The 17,114-nt window shown below is 42.5% G+C and carries 14 protein-coding genes; all 14 read left to right on the top strand.

The window, feature by feature from the left end:
* The first annotated feature begins 65 nt into the window (after positions 1-65).
* Complete coding sequence (locus KHS38_RS09705) at positions 66-2,183, top strand: hypothetical protein (RefSeq protein ID WP_213488366.1); 2,118 nt, start codon at positions 66-68, stop codon at positions 2,181-2,183.
* A 34-nt stretch (positions 2,184-2,217) separates the two neighbouring features.
* Entirely contained in the window at positions 2,218-4,281 is a 2,064-nt protein-coding gene (locus KHS38_RS09700; protein WP_213488365.1) for a hypothetical protein, read from the top strand.
* Positions 4,282-4,377: 96 nt separating this feature from the next.
* The gene (locus KHS38_RS09695; RefSeq protein WP_213488364.1) at positions 4,378-5,019 is read left to right on the top strand and encodes a hypothetical protein; all 642 of its coding nucleotides are present in this window, start codon (positions 4,378-4,380) and stop codon (positions 5,017-5,019) included.
* Positions 5,020-5,082: 63 nt separating this feature from the next.
* A complete protein-coding gene (locus KHS38_RS09690; protein ID WP_213488363.1) occupies positions 5,083-5,724 on the top strand; it encodes a hypothetical protein in 642 nt (213 codons plus the stop codon).
* 73 nt (positions 5,725-5,797) lie between these two features.
* Positions 5,798-8,359, top strand: coding sequence for a hypothetical protein (locus KHS38_RS09685; RefSeq protein WP_213488362.1), 2,562 nt, complete (start codon positions 5,798-5,800; stop codon positions 8,357-8,359).
* A gap of 54 nt (positions 8,360-8,413) precedes the next feature.
* Positions 8,414-8,704, top strand: coding sequence for a hypothetical protein (locus tag KHS38_RS09680; RefSeq protein ID WP_213488361.1), 291 nt, complete (start codon positions 8,414-8,416; stop codon positions 8,702-8,704).
* Positions 8,705-8,937: 233 nt separating this feature from the next.
* The gene (locus KHS38_RS09675) at positions 8,938-10,149 is read left to right on the top strand and encodes a head maturation protease, ClpP-related (protein WP_213488360.1); all 1,212 of its coding nucleotides are present in this window, start codon (positions 8,938-8,940) and stop codon (positions 10,147-10,149) included.
* Between the two features lie 128 nt (positions 10,150-10,277).
* Entirely contained in the window at positions 10,278-11,489 is a 1,212-nt protein-coding gene (locus KHS38_RS09670; RefSeq protein ID WP_213488359.1) for a hypothetical protein, read from the top strand.
* Positions 11,490-11,601: 112 nt separating this feature from the next.
* Entirely contained in the window at positions 11,602-12,186 is a 585-nt protein-coding gene (locus KHS38_RS09665) for a hypothetical protein (RefSeq protein ID WP_213488358.1), read from the top strand.
* Positions 12,187-12,317: 131 nt separating this feature from the next.
* Positions 12,318-13,604, top strand: a complete 1,287-nt coding sequence (locus KHS38_RS09660; protein WP_213488357.1) for a hypothetical protein — start codon at positions 12,318-12,320, stop codon at positions 13,602-13,604.
* Between the two features lie 32 nt (positions 13,605-13,636).
* The gene (locus KHS38_RS09655) at positions 13,637-14,254 is read left to right on the top strand and encodes a DUF6712 family protein (protein ID WP_213488356.1); all 618 of its coding nucleotides are present in this window, start codon (positions 13,637-13,639) and stop codon (positions 14,252-14,254) included.
* A 3-nt stretch (positions 14,255-14,257) separates the two neighbouring features.
* Positions 14,258-15,817, top strand: a complete 1,560-nt coding sequence (locus KHS38_RS09650) for a hypothetical protein (RefSeq protein WP_213488355.1) — start codon at positions 14,258-14,260, stop codon at positions 15,815-15,817.
* The gene (locus tag KHS38_RS09645; RefSeq protein ID WP_213488354.1) at positions 15,817-16,647 is read left to right on the top strand and encodes a hypothetical protein; all 831 of its coding nucleotides are present in this window, start codon (positions 15,817-15,819) and stop codon (positions 16,645-16,647) included. The genes KHS38_RS09650 and KHS38_RS09645 overlap by 1 nt, the downstream gene beginning before the upstream one ends.
* Positions 16,644-16,910: a hypothetical protein gene (locus tag KHS38_RS09640; RefSeq protein WP_213488353.1), complete on the top strand. Its 267-nt coding sequence runs from the start codon at positions 16,644-16,646 to the stop codon at positions 16,908-16,910. Before KHS38_RS09645 ends, KHS38_RS09640 begins: the two co-directional genes overlap by 4 nt.
* Positions 16,911-17,114 lie beyond the last annotated feature (204 nt).

Here is a 17,114-nt window from a genome sequence, read left to right as displayed (position 1 = left end):
ACCCTACAAACAGTTACTTTATCACACAGGCCCTATACAGCTAACAATAAACATCTTAAAACAACATGGCAAAATATGCAAAAATAAAAATAGAGAATTATAGGACTGATTTTAAGTATGAAGCTAACAACTCGTCAGTTCCGGTTTTAATAACCCGAAACTTTGGTGATATTGTTATTGAGGTGGTTGATGAAAATAATAATCAGGTCGATAACAATTACGGAAATGTTAATTATCAGGAATACTTTAACGGCGTTGCGGGACAAAAAAGCTCAGTAGCGTTCGGTGGGCCACTCCACCTTCTGGCTCAAAACAAGCTGTTAAAAGAATATAATTCGCAATCGCTCCAAACATATGATATTATTATCACAGGCCCCGTTGAAGAAAACAATGGCGGTTACATTCCCCCTGGTACATCTGATTTAGCCATTATAAGCGTAGCTGTAAATAAACAAGAAAGCTATCCCGGAGCGGCTGATGGTGAAATTATAATCAACGCGCGCTCGTCTTACGGGCCAATACAATACAGTGTAGATGGCGTTAATTATCAAGACAAAGCTACTTTTAGCAAACTAATTGGCGGAGGATATACGGCTTATGCTAAAGACGGCATTGCTAACAGCATCCGTTCACAAACGTTTAATTTGCCAACTATAAGCAGTCTGCTAACTGGCGACCCTTCAGTGGCTTTTGCAAACGGGAACATCAGCCGGTGGAGTGCTGCTTACAACCCGGTAGTATTCACCTACCAGCGCAGGGATTTTGCCGTAACAGGTATCTACGCGGATAGCTATTCCGGCAAAGTTTGCTTTACAATTGACCAAGACCTGGCCGGATTAAAAGAAGGCGATACGATATACCTGCAAGCAGGAATCAAGAACGGCACTTATGCTTATCAGGGGGGATACGAAGTTGCTGCAGTAGGCTGGCAAACTGTTTATATAAAAACCCCTTACATTAAGCCTGAGGTTATTCAAGGGTTTGTGAATATAGATGCCCTTCGTCCGTACTACAAAGTACAAACCCGTATCACCTATCAAGACACTTTAACCGGCCAAACCAAAGCTATCACAGCCACACACAGGCCCGATGGAACCGGCTTGGTGAAGGCCGATTTGTCGAACTTTTTACAAAGCTTATTACGCATACAAGATGCCAGTGATTATACCCAGATTAATTACCGGGATGACAACCTGAGCGCCAGCTACACCATTGCCTATGCTGAAACCTGGGAAGGTCATGAGCCGGTTTATATAAATTCAGACACACCGTATTATGTTACTTATTCAGCTAAACAGTTAGGTGATGAGCATGGTGGCAATATGGCTGGTTATGTGCCTTTTAAAAAGTATACATCTCCATCCCAGCGGGCCAAATGGATAACCGATTTTACAGAGCCTGCTTACAGCATTGGTTATCCGTTTGATATTGGATTTATTTACAGCGAACACATAGCCGGACTAAGTGTGTATTATGAACTTACACCACTTGACATCAATCGCTCTCCCCTACCCGATGGCATTAAAACCAGTTACCTGCTTAATGAGGATAGCTCCTTTTTACTTAACCAAGACGGCAGCCGCCTGATTATTGCAAGACAGGCTGTTGTTAATAAACCAATCACGCAGCCCATAGCCCAGCACATTGGGCTAAACCGGTTGCTGATTAATCAGCGCTTTAGCGATCAGGTATGCTACTTTAACATAGCGCTAAAATACGATAATAGCGAAGGTTCACATTACCTGACTCAAATACAGACCATACGTATCGATAATGCCGTAGATGAACAATCGGTTTATTTACGCTGGATCGGCTTAACCGGCTCATGGAACTACTACCGGTTTGTATATAATCAGGAAGTAACGCTGGATGTGCAAAACGCTGTGATTGTGAAAAATTATGTGCGCGACTGGTCGGCCCAGCAAGGCATTGAAGAAGTAGTGAGCAAGAGTGCCGGACAAAAGATGAAGGTTATTGCCGAAGATTTATCCATTGCCGATATCAAAGGTTTGCAATCAATAAAGTACTCGCCCAAAGTGCAAATGCTGGTTAATAAAAATCCGGTACGCTGGCAAACCGTAGTACTTAATACGGCCACCTTTGCCGAGTACGAAACCCGCAACGGCCAGGCACCATTCAGTATAACCTTTAACCTGCCGGCATTAAATATACAAACGCAGTAATACTGCTTTTTCACCGGTTCAACCCCTATTGCAAATGAATCAGATACAACTCTTTCTTAATGACCACCTGGTTGATTTAAGCGACGACAACCCGATTGCACTATCTTTCCAGATCAATAACTTGGCCGAGGTAAAAAACCAGCAGGGTAACACCAGCAATCAGTTCAAGCTGCCCCTTACACAACGCAACCGCCAGATACTGGGTTTTCCGGATGAGGTGGCTTTTACTACGAATGATCCGTATAAGCAGTACAAGGCCAAAATAGTGCAGGATGGTTTGGAGATCATTCCGTTTGGTGTAGCCGAATTGAACGGAGTAGAGCAGGATATGGCCTCCATCACCGTATTATCTGGCAATGTTGATTTTTTTGATGCGATTGATGGCAAGCTGTATGACATGGGCGACAGTACGACTACCTGGGGTGTAAGAAAGCCGTGGTTTATTTACGCCCATGAATGGAGTTTGTACAATGTGGCCCAATCGCAAACCAAAACCAGCGGCTGGATATGGCCCGTAATTGATTACGGCAACCTGAAGTATGACGAGCGCAACACGCCCGAAATTAATGTAAAGAACTTGCGGCCCGGATTCTTCTTGAAAACGGCAGTTGAAATGATTACCCGGAATGCAGGTTTTAAACCCACCGGATCTTTGCTGCAAGACGAACTTTACAACAAGCTTATTGTACAATTCGCCAACGACAACTTTGAGCATGGTACCGATCAGCAAAGCCTGCGTGAATACAATTCCATCAGCCTAAGCAATAGTATGAAATTTAAAGCAGGTAGAGGCTTAGGATATGCGGACAGATTTCCGTTAAATACAGTTAACCCCTACCCTGTACACAACAACAGCTATCCTAACGATACTTTTAAACCGGCCACTAACGAGTATGTTGCCCTGCAAAACTGTAGTGTGTCGGTATCTTTTACGTATGATGTATCTATTGATAGTAAGGAAAAACCCAGAAAAGGCGGCGGTATAGAGATTCGCCTAAAAACCAGAGATCCGAGAAGTGGGGCACACAGTATACTTACTACTTTAACAACAAGTTTGACTGACAAAGCAACAGACGGTCATGGACAATACACTGAAGATCTGAGAAACCAAAAGCTAACTTATGATATAGATCTAGTTAAAAACCAAACATTATATATCGAATACAATGTTAACAACAGCAGTAATACCTATGTATACATTGCAGCTGGTGCTATATTTTCAGTCACTAGCAAAACAAAAAATATGTTGTACGGCCAGCAGGTACAATGCGAGCGCATTTTTCCGGACATTGGTCAGAAAGATTTACTAAAAGACACCCTACAGCGCTTCGGTATTATATGTCAAACCAATAATGAAACCCGTAAAGTTAATTTTGCTTTCTTTAGTGAAATCATTAAAAATATATCGCAAGCAGTAGACTGGACAAGCAAATGCCTGGACCAGGGCAAAAGCATCAGTTTTAAATTGGGCAATTATGCGCAGATCAATTATCTGAAACATAAGGAGGATGACAGCATCATCCCAAAAACGCTCGGGCAATCGCAAATACTGGTGAATGATAAAACCCTACCCGCCACTGCCGACTTGTTTGAAAGTCAGTTTGCTCCCTCCCTTAACCGGCCCTTTATTGGCGGCACCATTGCGCTCATTAAAAAGGTGGATGCCGATGCAGACGAAAATGATTTTAGCTTGGGTACCCAGCCCCGGTTGCTGGTAGATCAAAAACTGTCACTAAACCAAAAATCCGTAAAGTTTGTGGACGACGATGGTAAAAGCATAGTGGTTAATGATTATGTATCTGTTCCCTACTTTTACAAGCCAGATGGCGAGCACAACTTGTGCTGGGCAGACATGCCATCTAATGGAACCGAAAATATTAAAGGTTTAAAAAGCCGGTATTATACCGACCTGGAACATATCCTTAAACAAAGCAAAAAGATAGTGCGCTGGTTTTTACTTACCCCGCGGGATATACTGGAGTTAAACCTGCTCATCCCGGTATACCTGCAACAGGATGGTGCTTATTACTACATCAACAAAATCGACAGCTGGCGCAAAGGGCAGCCTACCAAAGTGGAGCTGGTGAAGCTGGGGTAATGCATAAAGCACTTTTAAATGATATTACAAAAGCATTGTGCCTTTCAAATAAACATCTTATTTTTACCAATAAAATTAGCAACTATACTTATTACAATGGCAAACTTTAACGAGATAAAGGATTACGCTGAAAAGCGCGCTTTTTATGACGGCTTATCCAGCTTTTTCAGCACAGGCAACACACTTAACAAAATGTTCTACTCCGCATTGTTTGCAGTGCTGGGTATCTTTTTTGTTATATGGTTTTTTGCAAATGCAGAAACCTGGGACTCTAACGGCACCTGGGATGTAGTGAAACCCGGCGATAAACTTTACGCTTACCATATGTACTTTGAAGACACTTCCACGTATCATTCTCTGACGGTTTACCGTAAGATGCGCCCGCCAACCTTTGCTGATATTGATAAGATGAATATTGCAGAATGGGAAAAAAGAAAATTGAAGTTGCACCTGGATACCACATTGAAACTGTCCATGGAACCACAAACCATTATCATTGTTCCGGATTCTTTGATCAAAGAAAACTCTGCTTTTATCGGCACATACCTTAAAAAGGACAGTGTAACTGACTGGGGAACTGACCGTGCAAAATGGTATGCATTTAAACCGAACTTTAAAGTAACGGCCCCTGCCCCGAAATATGACACGCCGCCTAATTATGTAATTGACGACAGTTTATATTATGTAATGATAGGTGATGTTGAATTAATAGAATACGAAAAATTTAAGAAGAAGTAAAGCGAATCATATAGCAAATACACATGTTCAATAACGCCGAAAGCATTAACTATACTTATTACAATGGCAAACTTTAACGAGATAAAGGATTACGCTGAAAAGCGCGCTTTTTATGACGGCTTATCCAGCTTTTTCAGTACAGGCAATACACTTAACAAAATGTTCTACTCCGCATTGTTTGCAGTGCTGGGTATCTTTTTTGTGATATGGTTTTTTGCAAATGCAGACACATGGGACTCTAATGGCACTTGGGATATAGTAAAGCCTGGCGACAAGCTCTACGCTTATCATAGGTTCTTTGAAGACACTTCCACGTATCATACTCTGACGGTTTACCGTAAGATGCGCCCGCCAACCTTTGCTGATATTGATAAGATGAATATTGCAGAATGGGAAAAAAGAAAATTGAAGTTGCACCTGGATACCACATTAAAATTGTATATGGAACCACAAACCATTATCATTGTTCCGGATTCTTTGATCAAAGAAAACTCTGCTTTTATCGGCACATACCTTAAAAAGGACAGTGTAACTGAAACCAGAACCGATCAGGCAAAATGGTATGCATTTAAACCGAACTTTAAAGTAACGGCCCCTGCCCCGAAATATGACACGCCGCCTAATTATGTAATTGACGACAGTTTATACTATGTCAGGATTAATAATGTCGAATTAGCAGAATATGAAAAATTTAAGAAGAAGTAATATCGCATTATGTAACACTGAAGTGTTATATAATGCGATATGCTATGCCAAATAGCACATCAAACATAACCTAATGAACAACGAATTATATAATAAAGCTATTGGTGAAGTTAACGTCAACACCGATAAATTAAAAAATGAGGCTATTAGTCTTGACAAAGAACTTAAGGAGCTGCTTAAACGCCAAAATGAACTCGCCGCAAGCGGTGAGAAGAACACTAAGGCTTATCAGGATATAGCCGTTCAGGTACGAATAGCAAAAGATACTATAAAGGAAACTACCGCCCAGATAGATGGTAATGTTAAAGCCTTAAACCTTTCAAAAGGGTCGCTTGACCAAAACAAGGCCTTACTTAAATCGTTGCAAGACCAATATACGGCCCTATCACAAAAGCAGGGAGATAACAGTAAGGAGTTAATACAACTCAATACTCTGGTTCAGGGTGTATCCCAATCCATAGAACGGCAAGAGGAAAAAGTAAATAAAAGCCGTGAAGTTTTTGATTTACATAAAGGCAGCATTGATGCTATTAAGGGATCGTTCGATGATATAAAATCCGTATCCGGCGACTTTGGGCCCAGCCTGGAAGAGGCTGCTAAAGGATTTACCTACATGCAAAAAGGATTAACCGCTGTAAAAACAGGTTTTACCAGCGTGGGGGGCGCCATTAAAACCACAGGCTTTGGCCTATTACTTTTAGTGTTAGAGTCACTGGTTCAGTATTTCACGAAGAACGCCGATGGCATCAAAATATTTCGGGGACTTATTTCGGGCTTGGGCAAAGCCATTGATATGGTTAAGAACGCTTTTGGTAACCTGGGTGAAAAGATGGTAAACGCAGTTACGCACCCCATAGATAGCCTCCAAAAGCTGGGCAACATCATCAAAGAAAACTTGCTTAACAGGTTTAAAGCTATAGGCGTTATACTGGACGGTATTGTGCACATGGATTTCAAAAAAGCATTTAACGGTGCTGTACAATGGGTAACCGGTATTACTAACGCTACTGACAAAGCAGCAAAGGCATTTACAACAATTAAAAAGAAAGCAATTGAAGCCAAAAATGAAATTAAAAAGGCATATGAGGAGGGTAAAAAACACACTGAAAAGCCGGCTGAAAATACAGATACTGGAACTAAAAAAGTTGTAAACCTACATCAAACCCGCATTAACCAAATTAAAGAAACGGTAAATGTAACCAATGAAGCACATGATGAACTTATAGCCTCACAAGCGCGGATGAGCCAGACGGTACTACAAGGTTACGCAAAAGAAATTGCTGATACGGAAACTCATTTCAAACAACTCAAACAAAAATATCAGAATAATAAAGATACGGTTGAGCAGCTGAAAAGAGAAGAAGCTGCTGCTATTGCATCTATCAACAAAAAGTTTCGTGATGAGGATGCAGTAAAATTAAACGAGTACCACAGCCAACTTAGCCAAATGGCTTTAAACTATACGGCAGATGCTAAACAAAAAGAACTGACCGCACTTGAGGAAGAAACAACGGATAAACTTGCTAAATTAGATAAAGCTACATTTGGCATACTTAACCATATACAAACGCAGCAAACTTTAATTAATACCCTTAACATTCAAGGCAATACGGAACAGGCTCTTATTGAACAAAAAACGCTTGATGAAGAAATGAAGCGGCTTGAAAGTTCGGGCAAGATTAGGTTAGCTATATTGCAAGAGCAAAAGAAAAAAGAAGACGATATCAATCAAAAATCTATTCAGGATACAGAAGATAAAAAAGAGGCTCCGTTACAAAAGGGTATTAACAATGCCCGCGAAAGCGGCCACGAATCGAGCGCTTTACAACAAGAGTTAGTGTTACTTGATATGCAGCATCAATTTAAACTTGAACGAGAAAGACATACAGAACAAGAACTTCTTAAAATAAATCAGGAGTACGCTAAAAAGAAAGCGGAAATTGAAGAAAAGCTTACCACATCCAGGATACATGCTGGCGATAAATATATTGATGCCGTACTGAAAAATACCAAGAAGGATTCGGCCATTTATAAAGCAGCGTTTGTGGCCAAAAAAGCTACAGCCATTGCCGATGTGATTATGAGCACCAAAAAATCCATCATTGCTTCGTTCGAAGGATACTCAAGTATGCCCTTTATTGGCCAGGCCTTGGCTATAGCACAGGGTGCCTTTATTGCAACACAAGGTGCCATGTCGATTGCAGAAATAGCCAAACAAAAACCAGGCTTTGCCCAAGGTGGCCAATATACTTCTGATGGTCGTGGTGCTTTACTTTCAGGTTATAGCCGCACAGATAACACGAATGCGTATCTGCGCTCCGGCGAAGCCGTAGTGGTATCAGAAGCAATGCGTAATCCATGGGCCCGCAATTTGGTAAGTGCCATTAACGTGGCATATGGCGGCCGAGATTTTTCGGCCACTAATCCGGGTTACGGCTATGCAATAGGTGGCATATTTACGGATGGCGGCAATGCCAACCGCTATTATAGCCAGCCCATTAATGATCAGAAAGATTTGGCCAATACGCTGGCCTATCAAATGATCAACAACTTCCCTCCTATCTACGTAGACGTGAAGGATGTAAACAACCAGCAAAACATCCTGGCCCAAACCGTGAACCGGGTAAACTTATAGTTTCTGCAAATCGACCTAAGCTATCCGGCCTTTGAACTAAAATTATTTTTAATTATGACGATTCAATTAGCCAACGCCCTGTACGAAGCCGGCACGCTGTCGGAGTTGTTTAAATCAGGATTTATAACCGATAAGATTTTTACTTACCGCGAGATATACTTATGGGTACATACCCAGATGCGAATACACAGCATTACTAAAAATAAAGCCGTGCTGGAAGCCCAAGGTAAGTTTGATAAAGACGAGCGGACTATCTGGCGTGCATTAAACAGCTTTACAGATACTGAAAACTATATTACCAATAGCCTGGATTCAAAACCGCCACAACTATGCCATTCAACATAATTTACATAAAGCAAAGACTATACTGACACACTTGTGTCACCACTTATAAGCCGGAGATTACCGATATTTGAAATATCAAATCGGGCAAAAAGTTTCTTCAAGCAACTTTAAGTAAACCCGCCGGCAGTATAAGCTTCTCTGCTTTCAGGCCATCACTACCACTTCTTATACTCATCGCTAACATTTGCGTTATTTCACCAGACGCCGCGATTTACCAGCATTTAACTACCATTATGCCTTATAACATTTATCTTTATGATACCGACCAGGACGGTATCGGCTCCGGCAGCTTGTCATCAGCCTACCTGCAGCAGCAACTGCAAGCAGCAGCGGGTCAGGATGTGGAGCTACACATCAGTTCGGCCGGCGGCTCGGCCTTCGATGCCATAGCCATCTATGATCTGCTCAAGAAATATCCTGGCCGCATCACTACTTACATTGATGCGCTGGCGGCATCAGCTGCATCCATAGTAGCCATGGGCGGCCAAACTATCATCATGAGCAAATATGCTTTACTAATGATACACAAACCTATGGCCGGTAGCGGCGGTAATGCCGATGAGTTACTGAAAGATGTACAGATGCTCAATACGGTACAAACGCGCCTGGCACAAATTTATATGGACAAAACCAAGCTCGACGAGGCGACCATCAATAGCCTCATTAATGCTGTTACCTGGATGACGGCCGACCAGGCACTTGCCCTTGGCTTCATCGATCAGATTGAAGACTACCAAACACAAGCTACCAATAGCGCCATTATCCGAAAATGTACGGGCACCGCCCCAGCTGTTTATCAGCGCTGCATCAGCAAAATTTTAGTTAACAACCATAAATCACCCCGTAACGCAATGAACATGCAAAACACCGACCTCATCGAGAAAACCAGCTCGGTTCTGGATAAGATGATGAACTTCTTTAAAAAAGTAATGAACAAGCAAACCATGACCGACAAAGGCCCGCTGCACCACACCGGCGACCTGGAGCCCGATACAGAAGTTTATCAGGATGAGGATTTAACAAGCCCGGCCGTAGATGACGTATATACCACAGCAGATGGCCAGCAGCTTACCACAAAAAGCGGTAAAGTTAAAAAGCTTACCCCCTGCCCTGCCGATCCTGATACCGAAGCGGACGATGAGGAACTGCCGGCCAGCAAACTAAAAAGCAAAACCAAACCGCATGATGTACAAAACCAGATTGCCGCGCTAAAAGCTAAAGTACATGCGCAAAACGCTTTACTTACCGAGGCCCGATCAGCATTGGAAACGGCTGAAGCTCGTTTAAAACAAAGCCGATACGATGTCAAGAACGAGATCAGATCTACTTACACTCCGGAAGGATCAAAACGCAGCAACAAAGCTACTGGCGAAACCCAGCCTTTTTTTGCACCGCAGTCGGCCCTGGCTAAAAATGCAGTTAAGCAAGCTGTAAAAAACGCTTAGCACTTCCTCTTCATCAACCTACCTTATCCAATTATATAAACCTTTGTCCGCTTAGGGCATCCCTTATCCCTATAAGGTTCCTTCACTAAACCAATACTTCTGCTTTAGGGGGCTGGGAGTAACTATCAATGGCTCAATTTACCTTTACCAACAACACTTATGCCGGCGAAGCATTAGCCGGATTTATGGCCAGCACCTTGCTTGAGGCCGACTCCGTAAAACGCGAACTACTTACTGTAATTAATGATGTAAAATCAAGAAAAGTTATACTGGATGTGGATGACGATGTTAAACTGCAAGATCCATCGGGCATGTTTAGCGATCAGGGCACCACAGCCAAACAAGATGAAACGTACCTTGATCCAGTAGTTTTTGAATTTATGAAACAAGAGCAGTGGGACAAATTGGTACAATCATGGGAAGCTCAAAGCCTTACCCCTGGCGCCTTCGGCGATTACGAAGGTGTGGTAGACCTGTCCGACTTCATGGTGCAACGCTACCTTTCCAAAATTCAAATTGCAAATGAACGCCTGTACTGGCTGGGCAAATCAGCAACCAAAGAAGCAACCTTTACAGCACCGTTCACCGGTTTACTACCAAGCATAGCAGCCGCTTCGGGCGTATATAAAGTTGGCTTAAACAAACCGGGCACATCCTTATCAGCAACTAGTATTGATGCAAGCGGGGTGGTAACAGTAGGTAGTACTGCAACTCTGGCCGATGGCGACGTAGTTACCATAGCTGCTGCAACCGGAAGCAGTAAAGATACCACCAATGGCGCAACAGGCATTAACATTGCGGGGCAATCTTACTTCATTCAGGTACTAAGCGCAACTACATTTAAACTGGTACGTAACTACAACGAAATCAATACACGTAAACCAGCTACATTTTTGGGCACCTCATCTGCAGCCAGTATCACCTACATCAATGCCAGCAACGTACTTGGTGTATTAAGCAACGTATTTTCTCAACTTGATCCGGCCGACCGTATTCAGGATGATTTTAACCTACAGTTGCCGTTACACATTGGCTATGCCTATGCACAAGCACAAGCCAATCAGGCTACCAATGTACTAAACGCCTTTACTGATAAAAAGAAAATGGACTATCTGGGTGTTCCGCTACAACTGATGAACCACTGGCAGGCTAATACCATATTGGGCGCTCGTTCATCCAACCTGTTTTTGGGTGTCGATCTGCTGGGCGACGCATCAGAGCTATCAACCGTATACATGAAACCCTATACTAACGATAATGTGGTGCGCATGAAAGCCCGTATGAAGGCAGCCGTAAACTTTAAGTTTGCCAACGAGTTGTTTTACCTTTCTGCAATTTAATCTGCGCATCTCTCTCCGACAATCTTTCGCCTGAACCATATCCGGCAACCTACCTTATCACAACTTACCGGGTTGAATACTATCCATAAAACCAAATACAATAAATCCAAACATGTCTATATATAACAAAATTACTGCAGGTTTTAGCCTGAGTGCCGACAAGCCTGTTACATCAGGCATCGAAGATGTTATTTACATTTTTAATGACGAGGATATAAAAATCACCTATGACATTAACAATCCTCTAATTGTAACCAACCTTGAAGCTACTGCCGCTGCTAAAGTTTACAAATTTGAGGGTACCAACAATAGCTTCAACGCTATGTCGAAACTGGCTAAAACACAAGTTGGCCCACGCTATACGGAAGAGATTGACTTTAATATTGCCGGGCTTTCGGTAGAAGTTAAAGCGCAATTACGCGCCATGGGCTATGGCCGTGTAAAAGCTGTGGTAATTAACAATTACAAAGACAGCAATTCTTCAATCGAACTGTTCGGCGCGGTTAATGGTCTAATTTTAACCGAGGCTGAACGCAACGCTGCAGACGAAGCTTTAGAAGGCGGCTACAAACTCAAATTAGCCAACCCCGACAAACTGCGTGAACCCTTTCCACCACGAGCCATCAGCATTGCACCAGCTTCAGGAACGGCAACTTATGCCAGCACACTCGAATTACTGGAAGAACTGACCGCCTAATTATTTTGCCAGGTAGTATGTGTTTTTATTAAGCATAGAATATCCTTATCACTACGAACCCTATACTTAGAGGCTCAACTCCTATTACAACACTGCTACCTGGCAATTCCTATCATCATCTAATTTAATTAATGAAGACCTACTTACCACAGATTGAACGCCGTATAAGAGTAAGGCCAAACCAAACTTATGGCATCCTGAATTATGACATTGACAACGCCTATCCGCAACGCATGCTTGAATTGGTTGCCGGCTCACCTACGGCTAAAGATTGCTGGAATAAGCGGGCAAAGTTTATTGCAGGCAATGGCTTTGAAGAAAAAGATTTAGGAAAGCGGATAATTAATGATAACGGCCTTACACTTGCTAAATTACTTAAAGCTGTAGCAACCGACAAAGCCTTGTTTTCCGGCTTTGGAATACATGTAAATTATAATGCCAACTACAAAATATCATCTGCCAACTATGTGAAGTTTGAAGATGTGCGCATGGGTAATATAGATTGTGCTGAAACTTGCGGCAAGTATGCTGTTTACAGCGATTGGGGGCGCAAGACATGGAAAAGCATTATGCGTTCAAAAATCACCTTTCTGGATAAGTATAATCCGGACCCGGCCATTATTGAAAAACAGGTGTATGAAGCCGGAGGTTGGGAAAACTACAAAGGGCAATTGTATTACTTTAACCCAGAGGTAGACGATTATCCGCTTATTGAAGCCGATAGTGTTTGGGAAGACTTTGAAACCGAAGCAGGCATCAAAATTTTTAATAACCGGGAAGTTACCACCGGCTTTTTACCTTCAACCATGCTGTTTATGCAGGCTCGTCGTGAAGAAGCCGACAACAGCGGACCTGACAACGCTATCTCCGGTGCTAAGCAACCTTCTCAACTCGAAAAAGATTTAGGCGCTTTTCAAGGTGCCAAGAGCGCACAAAAAATTATTGTGATTGAATATGAAGACGAAAGCTCCAAGCCCGAATTCCAACCCTACTCTATCCAGAATAATGACAGGCTTTTTGAAAGTACAGAAAAATCGGTCGAAGCTCGCATCATTAAAGGCTTTTCTGTGCCGAAAGAATTAATTAATGCTGAAAAAGCTTCTGGTTTAAGCAATGGAGGTGAAAAGAAGGAGGCCATCAGGGAGTTTAATGACAATACAGCAGCCGACCGACTGGAACTTAGCGAGGCATTTCAAGAACTGTTCAGCAACTTTCACGAAAGTTTGAACCCAAGAAACAACTGGAACATTTTACCCGTACCGGGCAATGTTGCTGATGATAGCGTTGGGATGAAAGCAGGTAGCAGCATTAACCAAATACTTTTGTCTGACCTGCCACAACCCAGTAAAGTAGCGGTACTTATACATGCTTATGGCTTTAAGCAGGCTGAAGCAGAAGCCATGACCCACATAGGCTAAACACCCCATTACCAATCCTTCCCTTTAAAATCATGAATACTTTATTAATTGACACTGCTGCATTTCAGCAGTATGAAGATATATCTATCAATATAAAGCCCGAACGCCTGCAGGCGTTTATCAAAAAAGCGCAGGAACTGGACCTCAAACCTTTTTTAAGCGCAGCCTTTTATTACGAGCTCCAGAAATGGATGGAAACCGATGGGCAGATCAAAGAAGATGCGCCTGTAGCCTACCAAAACCTTTTAAAAGGCTGTGAATACACCGACCAATGGGGACACATCATCAGTTTTGAGGGCCTGATAGCGATGCTGGTATACTTCACTTTTGCCAGGTTTATTGAAGGCAACTCTGTTTTTTACACAGCTACCGGCCCGGTGATTAAACAATACGATAATGCGCAGGCGGTTAGTCCGCAAGATGTAATTAAGTTGGTTCAGCAGCAACGCAGTATTGCCAACGCCTATGCTAATAATGTAGAGAAGTTCTTGCAGGACAATCAAAGTCAATACCCGTTGTGGTACTACAATAGCAGGAACAAAACAGCCCGCCAACCCGGTCCACGCATTCGTAGTGTTGACAAAACCGACTTCAATTATCCAACGCAAATGCCGCTTGAGGATTATTACCTAACCTTAAACAATTTTTAATACATGCCTACCGACTTAAAAATCACAGAGCTCCAGGTAGCATCATCTCTTACGGGCGACGACATAGGTATACTGGTTAAAAATGATACTGATTACCAGTTCACATTCCAAAAGTTGCTCCAATTTGTAGTAACAAATCTACCTATTGAGAGCTTTGGTAGCTCAATAACATTTGTTCGTTCAATCCCACAAAACAACCTGGGTAAGAATGGAGATGTGGCAATAAGCACACCCAATCAAACTTTCTACCAAAAGATAGAAGGCTCGTGGATACAATGTTACCAGATTGCTGCTTCGTCAGCCAATACAGGTTCCAGTAACGCCATCCTCTATGGAATAGAAAATATAGAGCCGAACGCGGGAAATATCGGGGACACCTATATTAATACCCGAACTGGTGTATTTTATAAAAAATCGGACAAAGGATGGGCTCAAGTATTTTCTATGCTTAGCGGCCCTGCCGGCGGGCCGGGACCTAAAGGAGACACCGGTGCACCCGGCGCTAATGGAAAAACCATATTGCATGGTGAGAGTAATCCATCAAATTTAGCCGTAGGTACCGACGGTGACTTTTATATTAATACTACTTATTACACCTTATTTGGGCCTAAAACTAATGGCGACTGGGGACAAGGCATTCCAATTACAGACAACATTGACCTGATTAATCAACTATCTGAAGCGATAGGCGACTTAACCGATCTTAATACGGAGGCGCATACTAATTTAGTATCAGCCATTAATGAGGTTTCAGCGGCCAATAAACCGGCTGTATTTCCTGAAGCATTTGTAGTTAGCCTGCCAAACGATCCGTTAGGTTTAAATGGTTACCAGGTTAGTAAAGATGATACTATAGCCGCTTTTTTAAAAAAGGCGTTCAGGAAAGCCAAGCCTGCATCCTATATACAACCATCAGCCAGCATGACCACCAGCTATACAACAACTAACATTGAAATAGGTACCATAATACCAAGCCTAACCTTAAGAGGCGTTTTTAATAAGGGGGATGCGGGCGACATCATATCTGAACGCATTTTAAAAAACAACGCAGCACTGGCACAGGCCGGTACAGCTACTGACTTAAACGTTCAGATTACTGATTCAGAAACCGTTTACCAGTACGAAGTAAAATATGCCCAAGGCGATGTAAAACCAGATAGCTTTAACGATCCTGATCCTACGAATCAAATACCTGCAGGCACCAAAACTTATACAGTTACATTTAAGGGTTATCGTTACCTTTTTACGAGCTTTGATACTTCCACTTTAGTTAAAAAAGTAATAGATCCGAAAGATGGTACAACGTTCGATTTAAGCATACCAGCCGGATCACAGCGCGTGCGGATTATTTACCCTGCCTACTTGCGCGACTTTACAAGAGCCAACGGCAGCAAAGCGTTATACGTTGAGGATAGCAATAAAGACATAACCGGGAACTTTACCATGTCGGCCCAGATACAGCAACCTGGGGCATCTGGCTATCAACCTATTGCATACAAAGTAGCCGAGTTTGTGCCGGTAGAACCTTTTCCTTCATCAGTAACCTATAAAATAACTATTTAATGGCAGTTGTAGTATTACCCTTAGCCAATCAGGTACAGCGGCAGTTTGCCGACTTTCCTGATGTTGACATGAAATTTGCCACTAAAGCAGATTTCGAAACCGCTATCAAAACTATTGCCCGAATTCCGGATGGTTGGTTGGCCTACTGCACCTCGGATAAGAAATGGTACCAAGCCGACAAAGCATCAGGCAAAGCTTTGCAGATTGCTGCCGATACGGATTCATCGCCAACTATAGCCAGTAGTAAACCTGTACAGTCGGGCGGTGTGTATAATGCCTTAGCGCTCAAATCGGATACCGGCAAGAACCCCGGCGACATTAACGACATCAACCAGATTGGAGACGAAAACCGGGGTGGCTTTTTTAGGATGGATTTTGGCAACGCCCCTATTGGCAACTTCCCTGAAACCACAAATTGTGCTTTGGTTATGCAACAAGGTAACTTGGTACGAGGGTTGCGCATTATGGCCCCTTATGAGAAGGATAACTTTTATATACAGAGAGCTAATAATAATTGGAATGGGGCTTTTCAGCTTTACCATACAGGCAATTTACAACGTGGATTTACTATTAGCTTCTCTACGCCTTCAAAAGAATTCAGTGATTATTTTGAAAGGCAGGCTGTTATTAACGCAATTATCCTCAAAGACGCCACAAGCTTTCAATATAGCATAAACGATGGTACCAACTACATTACGCCCTCTCTGCCGCTACCCACTGATGGCTCTAGAAACATCACTATACAGGCAGGCACTTGGGTGCGCTGGCGCATTACTTACGCGCCAAATAAAGCCATAGCATCTGCTTACATCAAAATATCATCTTCATGACGACCTACAATTTAAAAGACGGTATTACCTGGAATACCGAACTACTACTTTATGAACAAGTAGGCGAAACCCGGAAACTGACTTATACAGCAATATTGCAAGCGCCGATTAAGGAAACTACCGAACCAACAACTTACAGCTTGTACATAGAATTAACGCAGGTCTATGCGATAAATGAGTACTACTGCAATATGCAGTACTTATATAATGAATTACCCACCTCAAAGAATGAGCAGGTCTGGAAAATACCTTTTACAATTTAAGCATTACTATCGATGGCAAATAATTTCAGAATAATTATACCCACCGGGTCAATTCCCTATTACGTAAGCAAGGCCGGGGATGACAGCAAGGATGGTAAGACACCCGAAAATGCGAAAGCGACTATTTCGGGTGTTATGGCTGCAATTGCGGCTTTATCCATAGCAACGCAGGTTTGTATTGTAGTTGGTGTGGGATTATATGAA

It is taken from the genome of Mucilaginibacter sp. Bleaf8 (assembly GCF_018390515.1).
Taxonomy (GTDB): Bacteria; Bacteroidota; Bacteroidia; order Sphingobacteriales; family Sphingobacteriaceae; genus Mucilaginibacter.
This window is presented reverse-complemented; position numbering and strand designations above follow the sequence as displayed.

Excerpts from the sequence above, each read along its gene's own strand:
- KHS38_RS09645 (WP_213488354.1), top strand. The coding sequence starts at position 15,817 with ATGGCAGTTGTAGTATTACCCTTAGCCAATCAGGTACAGCGGCAGTTT.
- KHS38_RS09705 (WP_213488366.1), top strand. The coding sequence starts at position 66 with ATGGCAAAATATGCAAAAATAAAAATAGAGAATTATAGGACTGATTTT.
- KHS38_RS09690 (WP_213488363.1), top strand. The coding sequence starts at position 5,083 with ATGGCAAACTTTAACGAGATAAAGGATTACGCTGAAAAGCGCGCTTTT.
- KHS38_RS09685 (WP_213488362.1), top strand. The coding sequence starts at position 5,798 with ATGAACAACGAATTATATAATAAAGCTATTGGTGAAGTTAACGTCAAC.
- KHS38_RS09650 (WP_213488355.1), top strand. The coding sequence starts at position 14,258 with ATGCCTACCGACTTAAAAATCACAGAGCTCCAGGTAGCATCATCTCTT.
- KHS38_RS09655 (WP_213488356.1), top strand. The coding sequence starts at position 13,637 with ATGAATACTTTATTAATTGACACTGCTGCATTTCAGCAGTATGAAGAT.
- KHS38_RS09665 (WP_213488358.1), top strand. The coding sequence starts at position 11,602 with ATGTCTATATATAACAAAATTACTGCAGGTTTTAGCCTGAGTGCCGAC.
- KHS38_RS09695 (WP_213488364.1), top strand. The coding sequence starts at position 4,378 with ATGGCAAACTTTAACGAGATAAAGGATTACGCTGAAAAGCGCGCTTTT.
- KHS38_RS09680 (WP_213488361.1), top strand. The coding sequence starts at position 8,414 with ATGACGATTCAATTAGCCAACGCCCTGTACGAAGCCGGCACGCTGTCG.
- KHS38_RS09675 (WP_213488360.1), top strand. The coding sequence starts at position 8,938 with ATGCCTTATAACATTTATCTTTATGATACCGACCAGGACGGTATCGGC.
- KHS38_RS09640 (WP_213488353.1), top strand. The coding sequence starts at position 16,644 with ATGACGACCTACAATTTAAAAGACGGTATTACCTGGAATACCGAACTA.
- KHS38_RS09700 (WP_213488365.1), top strand. The coding sequence starts at position 2,218 with ATGAATCAGATACAACTCTTTCTTAATGACCACCTGGTTGATTTAAGC.
- KHS38_RS09660 (WP_213488357.1), top strand. The coding sequence starts at position 12,318 with ATGAAGACCTACTTACCACAGATTGAACGCCGTATAAGAGTAAGGCCA.
- KHS38_RS09670 (WP_213488359.1), top strand. The coding sequence starts at position 10,278 with ATGGCTCAATTTACCTTTACCAACAACACTTATGCCGGCGAAGCATTA.